Raw genomic sequence first — 14,973 nt, 5'->3', positions numbered from 1 at the left:
TGGTGCCGCACGAACCGCGAAGCAGACGCAATTATTAGCGTCGCTAATCGGTGCTGTTGCGCACACCCGTGGGATCAGCGGACCACCCCCACGACCGCCCACCGCCCCGATCGGGTGCGCAGCAGGATCGTGACCAGCCGGACCAGCATGAACGCGCTCAGCCCGGTCCAGATCCCGGCCAGCCCCCAGCCCAGCGCGAACGACAGCCACACCAGCGGCAGGAACCCGACCACGGCGGACAGCAGCGTCGCCGTGCGCAGGAACGCCGCGTCGCCCGCGCCGAGGAGCACGCCGTCGAGGGCGAACACCACCCCGGCGACCGGTTGCAGGGCGACGAAGAACCACCAGGCGTGCGGGATCTCGGCGAGCACGGCCGGGTCGCCGGTGAACGCCCGCGGCAGCACCCCGGCGAGCAGCCCGAACACGACCCCCAGCCCGACGCCGAAGGCCAGGCCGTACCCGGCGAGGCGGCGGGCCAGCTCGCGCGCCCGGCCCGCGTCCCCCGCCCCGAGCGCCGCCCCCACCAGCGCCTGCGCGGCGATGGCCAGCGAGTCGAGCACCAGCGACAGGAACGTCCACAGTTGCAGCACCACCTGGTGCGCCCCGACCGCGCCCACGGAGGTGCGCGCGGCGACCGCGGCGGCGGAGACGAAGCAGGCCTGGAAGGCCAGGCTGCGCACCAGCAGGTCGCGGCCGAGCACCAACTGCGCGCGCATGACCGGGAACCGGGGTCGCAGCGGCACCCGCTCGCGGCGCAGCGCCCGCAGGAACAGCGCGCCGCCGAGCACCTGGCCCGCCACGTTCGCGGCGGCCGACCCCTCCAGCCCCCAGCCCGCGGCGTAGACCAGCACCGGGCACAGCGCGGCGGACACGGCGTTGCCGGTGAGCACGAGCCGCAGCGGCGTCCGGGTGTCCTGCACGCCGCGCATCCACCCGTTCCCGGCGAGCGACACCAGGATCATCGGCACGCCGAGCAGCGCGATCCGCAGCCACGACACGGCGGCGTCCGCCAGCGCCCCCTCCCCCGCCAGCCCGCGCGCGACCGGGCCCGCCAGCAGTTGACCGGCGCCGAGCAGGAGCACCCCGAGGGCCAGCGCCAGCCAGGTCGCCTGCACCCCCTCGGCCACCGCGTCCGCGCGCCGCCCGGCGCCATGCAGCCGGGCGGTGCGGGCGGTGGTGCCGTAGGACAGGAAGGTCAACTGGGTCGACAACTGCGCCAGCACGATCGCGCCGACGCCGAGGGCGCCGAGTTCGACCGCCCCGAGGTGGCCGACCACGGCGGTGTCCACGAGCAGGTAGAGCGGCTCGGCGGCGAGCACGGGAAGCGCGGGCAAGGCGAGCGCGAGCACCCGCCGCCCTGTCGTGTGGTCCCGCATGGACACTCCCAGTAAGGTGCGAAATACGTGTACACCCCTGACACTAGCCGTAAGGACCGGTCATGGACAACGCTGCTTACTTGGACGTGGCGCTGCGCCTCGCCAACGCCGACCTCGACGGGCTGACCGGCCTCCGCGCGGCGCTGCACGACGAGCCGTGGTGGTCGGAGCGCTGCGGGCAGTCGGACCTGGTGGCACTGCGCGAGACCCGGGGCGCCCTGCGGGAGGTCCTGGGCGCGGTCGTGCGCGGCGACGGCGACGCCGTGCTGGCCGGGGTGAACCGCCTGCTGACCGAGCACCCGCCGCAGCCCCGCCTGTCCGGCCACAGCGGTGACTGGCACATCCACGTGGCCTCACCGGACGCGCCCCCGGCCACCGAGGTCGCGGCAGCCGCCGCCTGGGGAGTGGCCCAGGGCGTGGTCCGGCACGAAACCGAACGCTGGGGCGCGTGCGACGCGGCGGACTGCGGCAACTACTTCCTGGACCTGTCGACGAACCGGGCCAAGCGCTTCTGCTCGGCGCGGTGCGCGAACCGGGTGCACGTGGCGGCCTTCCGCTCCCGCCAACAGGATTCCTGACCACCAACCCCCACCGGCGCAGCGATCAGCCCGCCACCCCGGAACCCGCAGGCCCAGCGACCAGCCACGCCGAACCCCACCGCGCAGCGACCGACCACCTCGGACCCCACCGGGCGCAGCGACGACCGCCAGCCCGGCGGCCCAGCGGCAGGTCAAGCCGACCCCCGCCAGCGCAGCCGCCGCCCAGCAGACCACCAGCCCGGCGGCAACCGCCCAGAGCCCGCAGGCCACCTGCCACCGCCACCCGCCACCGCAAGTCTGGCGGCCAGTCACCCGTAACCCCACCGGGCACAGCAGGCGACCACCCGACAAACCGCCGGCCCGGCGACCGAATGCCCGGGTGGGTGGATCTGCTTGGGTGGGGGAAGCGATCATGTGCAAGCCTGCCCGGGCAGTGGGGCACTCTTTTCGCCCCACTCGGTCACACCAGGCACATGATCGCTGTAGGGGCCCCGCCCAAGCAGATCCACCCACCCGGGCACGCCCAACAAACGACCGGGCCCTTGAACCACAGCCACGGCTGAGCAAGAGCCCACCCCGGGCACGCCCACAAAACGACCGGGCCCTTGAACCACAGCCACGGCCGAACAAACTCCAGTATGGACAGAAAGCCCATCCGAAGGAATCAGCCAGAACCAGGGTCGTGCTGGGAGAAGAAGGCGTCGACGACCGCGCGGAAGCGGTCGGGTTCCTCGACGTGCGCCATGTGGCTGGAGTTCTCGAAGACCTCCCACCGGGCCCCGGGAATCCCCTCGTGCAGAGGCGCGACGGCGCGCGGGGTGACCTCGTCATGGCGCCCGGAGGCGAGCAGGACCGGCGCGACCGCCCGGGGCAGGCGGGAGCGGATGTCCCAGTCCCGCAGCGAGCCGGTCAGGCTGAACTCGCTGGGCCCCATCATCGCGTTGTAGACCGTGGACTCCTCCCCCAGGGCCGCGAGCGTCGCCATGACCTCGTCCGGCACCGGCTTGGCGCGGCAGACGTGCTCGCGGTAGAAGGCGCGGACGGCGACCTTGTAGTCCGGGGAGTCGGTGGTGCCCGCCGCCTCGTGGTGCTCGATCGCCGACCGGATCTCCGCCGGGAGGTTGCGCACCAAGCCGCCCACCTCGTCGATGTACTGCCGGGCCGAGGCGAACGCGCCGACCGCGACCACCGACAGCAGGCCCGCAGGCCGGGCGACCGCGTGCTCCAGGGCCAGCATCCCGCCCCAGGAGTGCCCCAGGACGTGGTACCCGGTGCCGAACCCCAGGTGCGAGACCAGGGCGGCGAGCTCGTCGAGGAACAGTTCCGGCCGCCAGAACACCTCCGGCGCACCGGGGAGGCGGCCGGAGCGGCCGCTGCCGAACTGGTCGTAGAAGACGCACACGCGGTCCAGGGCGGCCAGCGACAGCAGGTAGTCGTGGGTCATGCCGGGGCCGCCGTGGCAGACGATGACGGGGGCGCGGCCGGGGACGGGGGTTCCCACGGTGCGGTACCAGGTCCGCAAGCCCTGCCGGTGCAGGGTTCCCTCCGCGGTGGGGCGGGTTTCGGCGGTGCTCATGTCACCCCTCGCTGTCGTCGCTGTTCCGCCATGCAAGCCCCCGTTGCTGACCGATCGCTGACGGCTCGGAGGGCCTTTCGGCTGGTAGCATCCGACGTGCGCTGAAATCCGGGCGCAGGACCGGAGACCGTTGCCGGGGAACGGATTCCCCGCGACGAATCCCCCCGAGGAAGGACCGTCATGGCCGCTCCCGCACAGACCCCGGCGACCGCCGTCGAGTACGGGCACGTCGAACCGCTGTGGACGCACTTCGACGACCTGGACCTGATGGGGATGGTGCACAACACCCGGTACCCGGTGCTGGTCGAGCGGGCGCTGACCGGGCACTGGACCCGGCAGGGGTTCGACTTCGTCAACGGCGTCTACAGCAAGCCGGACGTGGTGATCGTGGTGGCGGAGTTCTCGATCTCCTACCGGGCGCCGATCCGGGGCACCAACCCGATCGGGGTGCACCTGTGGGTGGAGAAGGTGGGGCAGTCCAGCGCCACCTACGGGTTCCGGGTCCTCTCCGCCGACAGCGCGACCGTGCACGCCGAGGGGCGGCGGGTCCACATCAGACTGGACCAGGCCACGCACCGCCCGACGCCGTGGACCGACGAGGCCCGCGCGGTGCTCGACGCCCTCGCCAAGCCGCAGGAGACCTCCGCCTGACACGCGACAACCGCCCGGGTGCGACCACTGGTCGCACCCGGGCGGTGTCGTCAGTACCCCTGTCTCACCAGGGGATCGTGCCCGTCTCGGTGAGGAACCGGCGGTCGGGCAGGGTGGCGGCGTCGGCCGTGGCGTACCGGACGATCACCGCCGCCCCCTCCTCGACCGACTTGGGGCCGGTGAAGTTGTTCAGGTCCGTGGCGACGAACCCGGGTGAGACCGCGTACACGGTCACCCCGGACTCGGCCAGGGCACCGGCGTAGAACACCGACGCCATGTTCATCGCCGCCTTGGACGCGCAGTAGGGCAGCAGGTCCGGGCGCTGGGCGGCGCCGGTGGCCACCCGCTCGAAGGTGGCCAGCGAGCTGGTCACGTTGATCACCCGGCCGGACGCCTTGCGCAGCGCCGGGAGCAGCGCCTGCGTCACCGCGAACACCCCGGTGAAGTTGGTGTCCAGCACCGAGGTGAGGTCCTCTACCGACAGCTCGTCGAGGGTGCGGGCCGTGCCGCGCGGGATGCCGGTGACCCCGGCGTTGTTGACCAGCAGGTCCAGGCCGCCGTGGTGCTCGGCCACGTGCTCGCCCGCGGCGCGGACGCTGTCGGCGTCGGTGACGTCGAGCCGGAGGAACCGGACGTCGCCGTCGATCCCCGCCGCCGCGGCCTCGCCCAGGGCGGGGTCGCGGGCGGTGAGGAGCACCGTGTGGCCCAGTGCGGCGAGCTGGCGCGCGGTCTCGTGGCCGAGGCCCTTGTTGGCGCCGGTCACCAGGGCGACCTTGGCGGGGGCGGTGTCGGTCATCGGTTCACTCCGGGTCGATCGTCGACGGGCTGGCTGCGGGGTGGTCGGGCTGCGGGGTGATCATCCCGCAGCGGCGGTTCACTCCGCGGCGGCGGGTTCCTTGGCCCCGGCCGAGTCCGCCTTCGGTGCCGCGGCGGGCGTGGCCGGGGTGGCGGCCGGGGCGGGGGCGGCGGGCGGCGGGAAGCGCAGCCAGAACAGCGCGATCAGGAACGAGATCGCCACCAGCACGGTGCACGCCAGGTAAACCGCCGAGTACGCGTCGACGCCCAGGGAGCCGTCCGCGGCCGTCTTCGACTGCAGGATCACCGCGCACATCGCGATGCCCAGCGCGCCACCGAACTGCCGGGCGGTGGTGTTGAGGCCGCTGGAGGAGGCGAAGCGGGTCGGCGGGGCCGACATCGCCGCCGACTGCGAGGTGCCCAGCGTCGCCGAACCCATGGCGAAGCCGACCAGGAAGCCACCGGGCAGCCACAGCGCGAGGAAGGCCGCGCTGTCGGTCAGGCCGAAGCTGAACCAGATGCCGCAGGCCAGGAACGCGCCCAGGCCCAGCAGGGTGACCATCCGCGGGCCGCCGATCTTCGGGGCGACCTTGCCCATCCGCAGCGCGGCGATCGAGGCGACGATCGCGCCCGGCGTCATCGCCAGGCCCGCCTGCAGCGGCGAGTACTGCCACACGTCGATGATGTAGAGCACGCCGACGAGCAGCCACGGGTACTGGGCCATGCCGTAGAACAGCGACGTCGCGTTGGTGGCGACGAAGGTCTTGTTGCCCCACAGCGCGGTCTCCAGCGCGGGGACCGGGTGCAAGCGGGAGCGCAGGACCACGAAGGCGAGCACGAGCACGCCGCCCACCAGGCAGGCCAGGGTCTTGGCGTCGGTCCAGCCCCAGGTGCCGCCCTCGGTGACGCCCATGGTGAGGGCGCCGACGCCCAGCGCCAGCAGCAGCGTGCCCAGCGGGTCGGGCAGCGCGCCGCGGCTGCTCTTGTCCTGCGGCGCGAGCAGCCGCAGGGTGGCGATCACCAGCAGGACGCCGAACGGCAGGTTGATGTAGAACACCGAGCGCCAGCCGAACAGGTCGACCAGCACCCCGCCGACGGTCGGGCCGACGGCCGCGGCCAGCGCGGACGCCGCGCTCCACAGGCCGATCGACTGCGCCCGCTTGTCCGCCGGTCCGTCGAGCAGCAGGATCGTCAGCGACGCCGGGATCATCGCCGCCGCGCCCGCGCCCTGCACGAGCCGGGCGACGATGAGGAACGGCAGGTTCGGCGCCACCGCGCAGGCCAGCGAGGCCACGGTGAACAGGCCGACCCCGCCCGCGAACAGGGCGCGGCGGCCCAGCACGTCGGCGAGGCGGCCGGAGGGGGCCAGCAGCGCGGCGAACATGACCGCGTAGGCGCTGATCACCCACGACATCGAGCTGACCGAGACGGTGGGGAACGCCCGTTGCAGGTCGGGGATCGCGAGGTTGGCCACGGTCGAGTCGAGCATCGACAGGAACGCGCCGCCCGACGCGGTCAGCAGGATCGCGCGGGTCCGGCCCGCGCTCTTGGTTGCCTCAGTCATCCTTCACTCCTGGTTGCCCGTGCCCGGCGGCTCGGGGTGGTGGTTGCGCTCACTCTTCGGTGGCGGCGTAGTCGATGACCTTGTCGACCTGCTGGATGCGGGCCAGGTCGAGGTCGCCCGCGATCTGCTCGTCCTGCGCGATCAGCGCGTCGAGGTCGTGGTGCTCGTAGCCGATGATCCCCATCTCGGCGAACGCGTGGCGCATCTTGTCGCCGAAGAGGCCGAGGTCGTTGAGGGTCGGGACGATGCGGGAGAACAGGTGGCTGCGGAACGCCTTGAAGTGCTGGGAGCCGCGCATGTAGTCGATGCACTCGTCGGCGTCGATGTCGAGGTTGCGCCAGACCTCCTCGCCGACGAACCGCTCCTGCATCTGGTAGCAGGCCTCGATGCAGAACTCCTCGCGCTCGTCGCGCTCGGCCTGGGTGAGCTGCGGGTAGTACTCGCGCAGGGTCAGCCGCCCGAACGCCACGTGCCGGGCCTCGTCCTGCATGACGTAGGTGTTGAGCGCCTGGGCCAGCGGCTCGGAGGCGTTGTCGCGGATCAGGCCGAACGCGGCCAGCGCCAGGCCCTCGATCAGCACCTGCATGCCCAGGTAGGTCATGTCCCACCGGGAGTCGGAGATGACGTCGTTGAGCAGCGCCTTGAGGCTGGGGTTGATCGGGTAGGCGAGCTGGAGCTTCTCCCGCAGGTAGCGCGAGTAGACCTCCATGTGCCGGGCCTCGTCCATCACCTGGGTGGCCGCGTAGAACTTCGCGTCCAGGCCGGGGACGGTGTGCACGATCTTCGACGAGCAGATCAGCGCGCCCTGCTCACCGTGCAGGAACTGGGAGAACTGCCAGGCCGCCAGGTGGTGGCGGACCATCCCCTTGTCCTTGTCGCCCAGGGAGTCCCACACCCGGGAGCCGTAGATGGCGATGGTCTGCTCCGGCACGCCCATGGGGTTGTTGCAGTCGACCTCGATCGACCAGTCGAGCCGCTCGGCCGCGTCCCACTGCTTCTGCTTGCCCTTCTCGTAGAGGCTCAGCAGGCGGTCGCGGCCCTCGTCGTACTCCCAGTCGAAGACCGTGGTGCCGCCGCCGGGGATCTGCCACTGGGTCTGGTCGACGGGTAACGCGTACATCCGGGTGCTCACGGATTCCTCCAGGAATGGGGTCGCGGCCCGTGGTCTGCCACGTCACCGGGCACCGGGCTCTACCGGGGCAAGTCTGTGCGAGGCGCCCCCCTGGAGGCAGTGGGGATAACCCTGGGGTCCCCAGGGGTGTGCGCGGCCGGGCTTGTTTTCCCGGTCCTCCTAACATCCGATGTGATCGGAACAGGTGCCCATTTCCTGGAGCCTGTCGCATACTGGTGGAGCAGACATCCGCCGAGACCCGCAGGGCCGCGCCGACGGGGGGTGTTCGTGGGTCCAAAGGCCGCAGTCCATTGGATGGGGGATAAAGCTTGAGCACGCTTGATGACCTTGGCGTTCCCGGGTTGGAACGACCGGGCGGAACAAGGTTTGCCGAAGGCGCAAAACGGAGAAAATGGGCAGACCACCTTGTCGGCCGGGAACACGAACTGGGCATCATCGCCCGCTCACTGGACAACCTGTCCAACGGCGCCGCGGGCAGCCAACTGATCGAACTGACCGGGGACGCGGGGATCGGCAAGACCGCCCTGTTGGGTGAACTGGTCAGCGTGGCCCGCGCCCGGCACGCGGTGGTGCTGTCGGGCAGGCCGGAACGGGGTTCCTCCTACAGCGTCTGGGCCGACGCCTTCGACGACCAGCACCGGCTCGTCGGCGACGTCGTCCGTAGCTGGACGCCCGCCGAGCGCGCCGAGCTCGGCTGGCTGTTCCCCAGCCTGGCCACCCGCGAGGACGCGTTGCTCGGCATCCCATTACCCGGGCCCGCACCGGTGGGCCACCGCCTGGTGCGGGAACTGCTGGAGCGCCTGGCCGTCTCGGCGCTCGTGGTGGTGCTCGACGACATGCACACCGCCGACCCGGCGTCGCTGGACCTGCTGGGCAGCCTGCTGCGCCGCCCGCCGAACGCCTCGGTCATGTTCGCGGTGGGCTACCGCGACCGGCAGGCGGGCACCCGGCTGCGCGAGGCCATCGCGGGCCGGTCCCGCCAGGTGACGCTCACCGCGACCCGCCTGGCGCCGCTCACCGAGGCCGACACCGCCCGGATGCTGTCCGGGCAGGGCACCGCGAGCTGGCGCAGGCAACTGCACCTGGAGAGCGAGGGCAACCCCTCCTACCTCAAGGCGCTCTCCGCCGAGCGCACGCCGTTCCCGGGTGGGGGCCCGGGGTCGGGGGCGCCGCACGACATCCGGGCGGGCGACTGCCCGGTCTTCTTCGACGAGCTCGACGGGCTGACCCCGGCCGCGCGCACGGTCGTGGAGGCCGCGGCGGTGCTCGGCGACGTGTTCGACACGACGCTGGTGGCCAGGATGCTGGAGCAGCCGGAGGCGGCGGTGCTGGCCTCCATCGGCGAGCTGATCCGCCAGGACCTGGTGCGCCCGGTGGTCTCCGGCCAGTACTTCGCCCTGCGCCACCCGGTCGTGGCTCGGGTCATCCGGGAGAACGCCGAGCTGAGCACCCGCATCGAGCTGCACCGCACCGCCGACGCGGCGCTGCGGACCAGGGACGCCTCCCCCGCGACCCGGGCGCCGCACGTCGAGCAGTGGGCGCGCTACGGCGACCTGGACGCGGTCGAGGTGCTGGAGAACGCCGCGGCCTCGGTCATGTCCACCGACCCGGTGCGCGCCGCGACCTGGCTCAAGACCGCCCTGCGGGTGCTGCCGCAGATCCCGGACCTGCAGTCGCGGCGGGCAGAGATGCTGGTGCGCCTGGCCAAGGCCCGGGGCACCTCCGGCTACCTGCGCGAGTGCCGCGACACCATGCACGAGGCGCTGCGCCACCTGCCCGCCGAACCCCGGGTCGCGCACGCCAAGGCGGTCGCGTTCACCGCGATGGTGCAGCGGCTGCTCGGCGCGCACGCCGAGACCGAGGCCATGATCCGGGCCGAGATCGAGGCCCTGGACCGCCCGGACAGCTCCGCCTGCGCGCAGCTCACGTTCGAACTCGCCTGCAACGAGCTGAGCAAGGGCGACCCCGACCGCTGCCAGGAACTCGCCGCGGCCGCCCTCGACGTCGCCGTGCGGCACGGGCTCGCCCCGATGCAGGCCTCCTGCCTGGGGCTCAGCGCGATGGCCAAGGCCACCGCGGGCGACATCGAGGGGGCCCGCGCCTGCCTGCGCGGCGCCACCACCCTGCTCGACGCCATGCTCGACAACGACTTCGCCCACAGCCTCACCGCGGTGGTGTGGATCGGGTGGAGCGAGGTCGTCCTGGAGCAGTGGGACGACGCCCTGCGCCACTTCGACAAGGCCGTCGAGGTCGCGGGCCGCAGCAAGAGCTGGCTGGTCCTGCCGCACCTGCTGGTCGGCTACGTGTTCGTGCTGCGCAACCGCGGCCGCCTGCGCGAGGCCCGCACGGCCGCCGAGCACGCGGTGCACCTGGCCGAGAAGTCCCGCAGCCCGGAGCAGATGACCAGCGCCCACTCCATGCTGGCCTGGATCGACGCCACCCTCGGCGAGACCGACCAGGCCCTGCACAGCGGCATCGTGGCCACCGACAACAACCGCGAACCCGCCAGCGGGTGGTGCGGCACCCTCGCGCTGCGGATGCTCGCCGAGGTGCGGCTGATGACCCGCAACCGCGAGGAGTGCATGGCCCTGGTGACCTCGGCGGGCGGCCCCGGCCTGGTCGCCGCGGACGTCTGCTCCCGGGTCGCCTGGTACGAACTGCTGACCAGGGCCGAACTGCTCACCGGCCGCACCGAGGCGGCCGCGGTCTGGGCCGGGCACGCCGCCAAGGCCGCCACCGCGCTGGACCAGCCGGGCCGCAACGCCCTGGCCGTGCTCGCCCAGGCCCAGGTCGACCTGGCCCGCAGGCCCGAGACCGCCGTCCCCGCCGCCGAGCGCGCGGTGCGCGGCCTGGAGGACGCGGGGATGGTCGTCGACGGCCTGCGCGCCCGCGTCGTCCTCGGCACCGCCCTGTGGCACCAGGGCCGCCACGACGACGGGATGCGCGAGCTCAAGACGGCGGAGATGACGTTCACCCAGATGGGCGCGCAGAGCCTGGCCCGCGTCGCGCGGACCGAACGCCGCCGACTGGCGGCGCGGTCGGCGACCGTGCGGGGGCCGCGGTCGGAAAGCGCGTCCGGGGCGACCACGCTGACCGGCCGCGAGCGGGAAGTGGCGGAGCTGGTGGGCGAGGGGATGACCAACCGGCTGATCGCCCGGCGGCTGCACATCGCGGAGAAGACTGTGGAGATGCACCTGTCCAACGTGTTCGCCAAGATCGGCGTGAGCAGCCGCTCCGGGGTGGCGGCCTACATGATCCGGAACACGGCGTAGGTCTTGGCGTTCGAGGGCCCCGGTGCGCATGGCGCACCGGGGCCCTCGAAGTCGAGGCTTTGGTGGGGGTGCCCGGGTGGGTGGGTGTGCTCAGCTTTCGAGCCCGGGTTTTTTTGGTGGTGGTGCCCGGCTGGGTGGATGTGTTTGGCCGGGGCCCCTATGGCGATCATGTGCTCCAGTGCGTCAGGTGGGGCTGAAAAGATGCCCCACCGCCCAGGCAGGCTGTCACATGATCGCCACCCCCGGCCAAACACATCCACCCACCCGGGCAGGGGCGTAGCCGGGCCGCCGGTTCTCGGGGTGGGCAGCCTGACCCATCCACCTGTCCACCTATCCGGGCATCTCCGCAACCGAACCGCTGGTGTGTCTACAATGGAATGTTGCTGTGCTTGCGGGGGGCGACCGCCTCCCGCTTGGTGCGCAGGGCGCGCAGCGCGCGGGTGATGGCCACCCTGGTCTCGCTCGGGGCGATGACGTCGTCGATGCAGCCGCGTTCGGCCGCCACGTAGGGGCTGGTGAGGGTGTCCTCGTAGGCCTCGGTGAAGGTGCGGCGGGCGTCGTCGGGGTCGGGGGCGGACATGATCTCCTTGCGGAAGAGCATGTCCACGCCGCCCTGGGCGCCCATGACGCCGATCTGGGCGACCGGCCAGGCGAAGCAGACGTCGGCGCCGAGTTCCTTCGAGCCCATGACCGCGTAGCCGCCGCCGAAGGCCTTGCGGGTGATGACGGTGACCTTGGGGACGGTGGACTCGATGTAGGCGAAGCCGAGCTTGGCGCCGCGGCGGATGATGCCCGCGTGCTCCTGCACCGCCCCCGGCAGGAAGCCGGGGACGTCGACCAGGGTGATGATGGGGATGTTGAAGGCGTCGCAGAAGCGGACGAACCTGGCCGCCTTCTCCGCGGCGTCGATGTCGAGCGAGCCGGCCAGGTGCAGCGGCTGGTTGGCCACGACGCCGACGCTGGTGCCCTCCACCCTGGCGAAGCCGCACAGGATGTTGGGGGCGAAGGCGGGGTGGACCTCCAGGAAGTCGCCGTCGTCGACCACGCGTTCCACGACCTCGCGCATGTCGTAGCCGTGTTCGGGGGCGTCGGGGATGAGGGCGTCGAGTTCGGCGTCGGTGTCGGTGGTGGTCAGGTCGGTGGCGGCGGCGTAGGTGGGGGACTCGTCGAGGTTGTTGGCGGGCAGGAACGCCAGCAGGTCGCGGACGTAGGCGATCGCGTCGGCCTCGTCGGTGGCCAGGTAGTGGGCGTTGCCGGTCTGGGCGCTGTGGACCTTGCCGCCGCCGAGGGCCTCCAGGCTGATCCGCTCGCCGGTGACCTTGCGGATGACCTCGGGGCCGGTGACGAACATGTGCGAGGTCTTGTCCACCATGACCACGAAGTCGGTGGCCGCCGGGGTGTAGACCGCGCCGCCCGCGCAGACGCCCATGATCAGCGAGATCTGCGGGATGACCCCGGAGGCGCGCACGACCCGGCGGGCGACCTGGCCGTAGGCCGACAGCGACAGCACGCCCTCCTGGATGCGGGCGCCGCTGGAGTCGTTGATGCCGATGACCGGGCAGCCGGTCTGCACCGCGAGGTCGAGGATCTTGCCGACCTTGGTGCCGAACATCTCCCCCACGCTGCCGTTGAACGACGTCACGTCCTGGGCGTACACGCACACCTGGCGGCCGTCGACCGTGCCGTAACCGGTGACCACGCCGTCGCCCGCCGGGCGGTTGGCGTCGATGCCGAAGTTGGTGGAGCGGTGCCGGACGAACGCGTCGGTCTCCACGAACGAGTCGGGGTCCAGCAGCAGGTCGATGCGCTCGCGGGCGGTCAGCTTGCCCAGCACGTGCTGGCGCTTGGCCGCGCGCGGCGAACCGGGCTGGCGGGCCACCTGGCGGCGCCTGCGGAACTCGGCGATGCGCTCCGCGGTGCCCGCCCGCCTCGGCGCCACCGGCTCGGGCAGGGCGGGCGGCGGCGCGAGCACCGCCGCCCGCTCCTGGTCGGACACGCCCGCGGTCACGTCGGCATCCCCGCCAGGACCCGCGACTGGGCGGCGCGGGTGGCGAACTCGGCCACCTGCCACCCGATCTTGCGCAACTGCACGTCGCACTGGGCGCGGGCCGCCTCGCCGCCGTCGCCCGGGGCGGGCGGGGAGGTGTTGACGGTGATGCCCAGCGGGGTGGGCCAGCCGCGCAGGGCGTGCACGATCGAGCGCAGCGCCGACAGGGTGGCCCCGCCCGCCTGCCAGCCCGCCGCGGTGACGAAGCAGCCCACGGCGCGGCCGTCGAGGTAGGCGCGCTCCCGGTCGGCGAGGTGTTCGAGGTGGTCGAGGGCGTTCTTGACCATCGCCGACACGCCGCCGTGGTAGGCGGGGCTGGCCAGCAGCACCCCGTTGGCGCGGCCGACGGTCTCCACCAGGTCCAGCACGCCGGGGTCGGTGGGCGCCGCGCCGGGGCGGAACATCGGCAGCGCGGCCAGGAACTCCCCGCCGAACAGGCGGACCTCGCAGCCCGCCGCCTCGGGGCTGCTCAGCGCGGTGAGCAGGGCCCGCTCGGTGCTGGAGCCGGGGCGGCCGGTGCCGCCGATGGCGACCACCAGCGGGCGGGGCCTGGTCTCGGTGGTGCTCACGCGCCGCTCCTCAGGCTGGCCGGGCGCATGTCGGTCCACACCCGCTCGATGTGGTCCAGGCAGTCCTGCCGGGGACCGGTGAAGCCCTCCGCGCGCCAGCCCTGCGGCAGCGCCAGGCCGTCCTCCCACACCGAGTACTGCTCTTCACCGTTGACGACCACGTGGAACGCGGTGGACATGCTCTTCTCCTCGATCGGCTCGGGCGCGGTCACTTGCGGGTGTCCTTGACGACCTTGCCGCCCTTGACCACGAGCCGGACGCGGCTGGGGTCGTCGAACAGCTCGGGTTCGGTGAGCGGGTCGAAGTCGACGGCGATGACGTCGGCGAACTTGCCGACCTCGACCGAGCCGATCTTGTCGGCGACCCGCATGATCTCGGCGTTGACCGAGGTGGTGGACTGGATGGCGCCCATCGGGCCGAGCACCTTGGCCTTGAGCGCGAGTTCCAGGCCGCGGCGGTCCTGCTTGGGGCCGATGAGGTCGGAGCCGGAGCCGACCGGGATGCCCGCGGCGGTGGCCAGGCGGATCGCCTCGACCATCCCCTCCATGGTGCCGCAGACGCGCTCGCGGATCTGCGGCGGCAGGCCGTGGGCGTCGAAGTCGTCGGTGAGGACCTGGGCGATGGCCAGCGTGGGCACCAGGGCGACCCCGGCGGCGGCCATCTGCGCGGCGGTGGCCTCGTCGATGCCGGTGCCGTGCTCGACGCACTTCACCCCGGCCTTGACCGCGTTCTGGATGCCGTACTTGTTGTGCGCGTGCACGGTGACGTAGGTGTGCCTGGCGTTGGCCTCCTCCACCGCGACGGCGATCTCCTCGATGGAGAACTGGGTGTCGTCGAGGTCGTCGGCGATGGACACCACGCCGCCGGTGACGGCCATCTTGAGGAAGGTCGCGCCCTGGCGGAAGCACTCGCGGGCGGCCTTGCGCACCTCGTCGCGGCCGTCGGAGATGCGGCCGACCGCGGTCAGGCCGCGCACCCGGAACGCGAAGGACTCGTCCGGGGCCTGGAAGGGCGAGCCGAGGTGCCCGTGCCCGCCGCACTGCACCAGCGGCGAGGCCGAGGCCCACAGCCGCGGCCCTGGCACCATGCCCTTGCCGACGGTGCGCAGGATGCCGTGGTCGATGCCGCCGCAGTCGCGCACGGCGGTGAACCCGGCCTCCACGGTCTGGCGCAGGGTGCGGAAGATGTCGGCGGCGCGCTCGGCGACCGACAGCTCGTTGTTGAGCACCGCGCGCATCTCGCTGGCGTGTCCCATGTGGACGTGCGCGTCGATCAGGCCGGGCAGCAGGGTCAGCCCGGACAGGTCGACCAGGTCGGCGTCGGCGGGGGCGTCGGCGGTGGAGCCGACCGCGGTGATCCGGTCGTCGGTGACGACGACCGCGCTGTTGGCGGTCGGGTCGCCGCCGAGGCCGTCGATGAGCGTGGCACCGGTGAGCAGCATGGACATGTGGG

The 14,973-nt window shown here is 72.5% G+C and carries 12 protein-coding genes; 3 read left to right on the top strand and 9 right to left on the bottom strand.

Going from position 1 to position 14,973, the window contains the following annotated elements; genetic code table 11:
• Positions 1 to 74 precede the first annotated feature (74 nt).
• Positions 75 to 1,376 carry an MATE family efflux transporter gene (locus tag DFQ13_RS15615; RefSeq protein WP_035290526.1) on the bottom strand — a complete coding sequence of 434 codons (1,302 nt, stop codon included), beginning with the start codon at positions 1,374 to 1,376 and terminating at the stop codon, positions 75 to 77.
• A gap of 62 nt (positions 1,377 to 1,438) precedes the next feature.
• Here DFQ13_RS15615 and DFQ13_RS15610 point away from each other — a divergent pair, with 62 nt between their 5' ends.
• The gene (locus tag DFQ13_RS15610) at positions 1,439 to 1,954 is read left to right on the top strand and encodes a CGNR zinc finger domain-containing protein (RefSeq protein ID WP_035290503.1); all 516 of its coding nucleotides are present in this window, start codon (positions 1,439 to 1,441) and stop codon (positions 1,952 to 1,954) included.
• A 625-nt stretch (positions 1,955 to 2,579) separates the two neighbouring features.
• Here the strand turns inward: DFQ13_RS15610 and DFQ13_RS15600 are convergent.
• Positions 2,580 to 3,491: a proline iminopeptidase-family hydrolase gene (locus DFQ13_RS15600; protein WP_110080321.1), complete on the bottom strand. Its 912-nt coding sequence runs from the start codon at positions 3,489 to 3,491 to the stop codon at positions 2,580 to 2,582.
• Positions 3,492 to 3,671: 180 nt separating this feature from the next.
• Between DFQ13_RS15600 and DFQ13_RS15595 the strand changes: the two genes are divergently transcribed.
• Positions 3,672 to 4,142, top strand: coding sequence for an acyl-CoA thioesterase (locus DFQ13_RS15595; protein ID WP_110080320.1), 471 nt, complete (start codon positions 3,672 to 3,674; stop codon positions 4,140 to 4,142).
• 64 nt (positions 4,143 to 4,206) lie between these two features.
• Here the strand turns inward: DFQ13_RS15595 and DFQ13_RS15590 are convergent, their stop codons facing one another.
• The 3 genes from DFQ13_RS15590 to DFQ13_RS15580 all read right to left on the bottom strand — a co-directional run bounded on the left by DFQ13_RS15590 (position 4,207) and on the right by DFQ13_RS15580 (position 7,633).
• Positions 4,207 to 4,938, bottom strand: a complete 732-nt coding sequence (locus tag DFQ13_RS15590) for an SDR family NAD(P)-dependent oxidoreductase (RefSeq protein WP_110080319.1) — start codon at positions 4,936 to 4,938, stop codon at positions 4,207 to 4,209.
• Between the two features lie 78 nt (positions 4,939 to 5,016).
• Complete coding sequence (locus DFQ13_RS15585) at positions 5,017 to 6,501, bottom strand: DHA2 family efflux MFS transporter permease subunit (RefSeq protein WP_110080318.1); 1,485 nt, start codon at positions 6,499 to 6,501, stop codon at positions 5,017 to 5,019.
• Positions 6,502 to 6,550: 49 nt separating this feature from the next.
• Positions 6,551 to 7,633 carry a diiron oxygenase gene (locus DFQ13_RS15580; protein ID WP_200873329.1) on the bottom strand — a complete coding sequence of 361 codons (1,083 nt, stop codon included), beginning with the start codon at positions 7,631 to 7,633 and terminating at the stop codon, positions 6,551 to 6,553.
• A gap of 308 nt (positions 7,634 to 7,941) precedes the next feature.
• On the opposite strand from DFQ13_RS15580, the gene DFQ13_RS15575 reads away from it, so the two are divergent.
• Complete coding sequence (locus DFQ13_RS15575) at positions 7,942 to 10,905, top strand: helix-turn-helix transcriptional regulator (protein ID WP_084175380.1); 2,964 nt, start codon at positions 7,942 to 7,944, stop codon at positions 10,903 to 10,905.
• 367 nt (positions 10,906 to 11,272) lie between these two features.
• Here the strand turns inward: DFQ13_RS15575 and DFQ13_RS15570 are convergent, their stop codons facing one another.
• From DFQ13_RS15570 to DFQ13_RS15555, 4 genes are read right to left on the bottom strand one after another with little or no spacing between them, the layout of a single operon-like run.
• The gene (locus DFQ13_RS15570; protein ID WP_219994489.1) at positions 11,273 to 12,877 is read right to left on the bottom strand and encodes an acyl-CoA carboxylase subunit beta; all 1,605 of its coding nucleotides are present in this window, start codon (positions 12,875 to 12,877) and stop codon (positions 11,273 to 11,275) included.
• Positions 12,878 to 12,909: 32 nt separating this feature from the next.
• Positions 12,910 to 13,521: an NADPH-dependent FMN reductase gene (locus tag DFQ13_RS15565; protein WP_052020946.1), complete on the bottom strand. Its 612-nt coding sequence runs from the start codon at positions 13,519 to 13,521 to the stop codon at positions 12,910 to 12,912.
• Positions 13,518 to 13,700, bottom strand: coding sequence for an MbtH family protein (locus DFQ13_RS15560; protein ID WP_110080547.1), 183 nt, complete (start codon positions 13,698 to 13,700; stop codon positions 13,518 to 13,520). Before DFQ13_RS15560 ends, DFQ13_RS15565 begins: the two co-directional genes overlap by 4 nt.
• Before the next feature lie 29 nt (positions 13,701 to 13,729).
• Positions 13,730 to 14,968: a metal-dependent hydrolase family protein gene (locus DFQ13_RS15555; protein ID WP_110080317.1), complete on the bottom strand. Its 1,239-nt coding sequence runs from the start codon at positions 14,966 to 14,968 to the stop codon at positions 13,730 to 13,732.
• Between the last annotated feature and the right edge of the window lie 5 nt (positions 14,969 to 14,973).

This window comes from Actinokineospora spheciospongiae, from assembly GCF_003182415.1.
Lineage (GTDB): Bacteria > Actinomycetota > Actinomycetes > Mycobacteriales > Pseudonocardiaceae > Actinokineospora > Actinokineospora spheciospongiae.
Note: the sequence above shows the minus strand (reverse complement) of the source record. Positions and strands in the feature narration are given on the sequence as shown.

Coding starts and splice junctions, on each gene's coding strand:
- DFQ13_RS15600 (WP_110080321.1), bottom strand. CDS start 3,491: ATGAGCACCGCCGAAACCCGCCCCACCGCGGAGGGAACCCTGCACCGG.
- DFQ13_RS15615 (WP_035290526.1), bottom strand. CDS start 1,376: ATGCGGGACCACACGACAGGGCGGCGGGTGCTCGCGCTCGCCTTGCCC.
- DFQ13_RS15610 (WP_035290503.1), top strand. CDS start 1,439: ATGGACAACGCTGCTTACTTGGACGTGGCGCTGCGCCTCGCCAACGCC.
- DFQ13_RS15590 (WP_110080319.1), bottom strand. CDS start 4,938: ATGACCGACACCGCCCCCGCCAAGGTCGCCCTGGTGACCGGCGCCAAC.
- DFQ13_RS15585 (WP_110080318.1), bottom strand. CDS start 6,501: ATGACTGAGGCAACCAAGAGCGCGGGCCGGACCCGCGCGATCCTGCTG.
- DFQ13_RS15555 (WP_110080317.1), bottom strand. CDS start 14,968: ATGTCCATGCTGCTCACCGGTGCCACGCTCATCGACGGCCTCGGCGGC.
- DFQ13_RS15595 (WP_110080320.1), top strand. CDS start 3,672: ATGGCCGCTCCCGCACAGACCCCGGCGACCGCCGTCGAGTACGGGCAC.
- DFQ13_RS15560 (WP_110080547.1), bottom strand. CDS start 13,700: ATGTCCACCGCGTTCCACGTGGTCGTCAACGGTGAAGAGCAGTACTCG.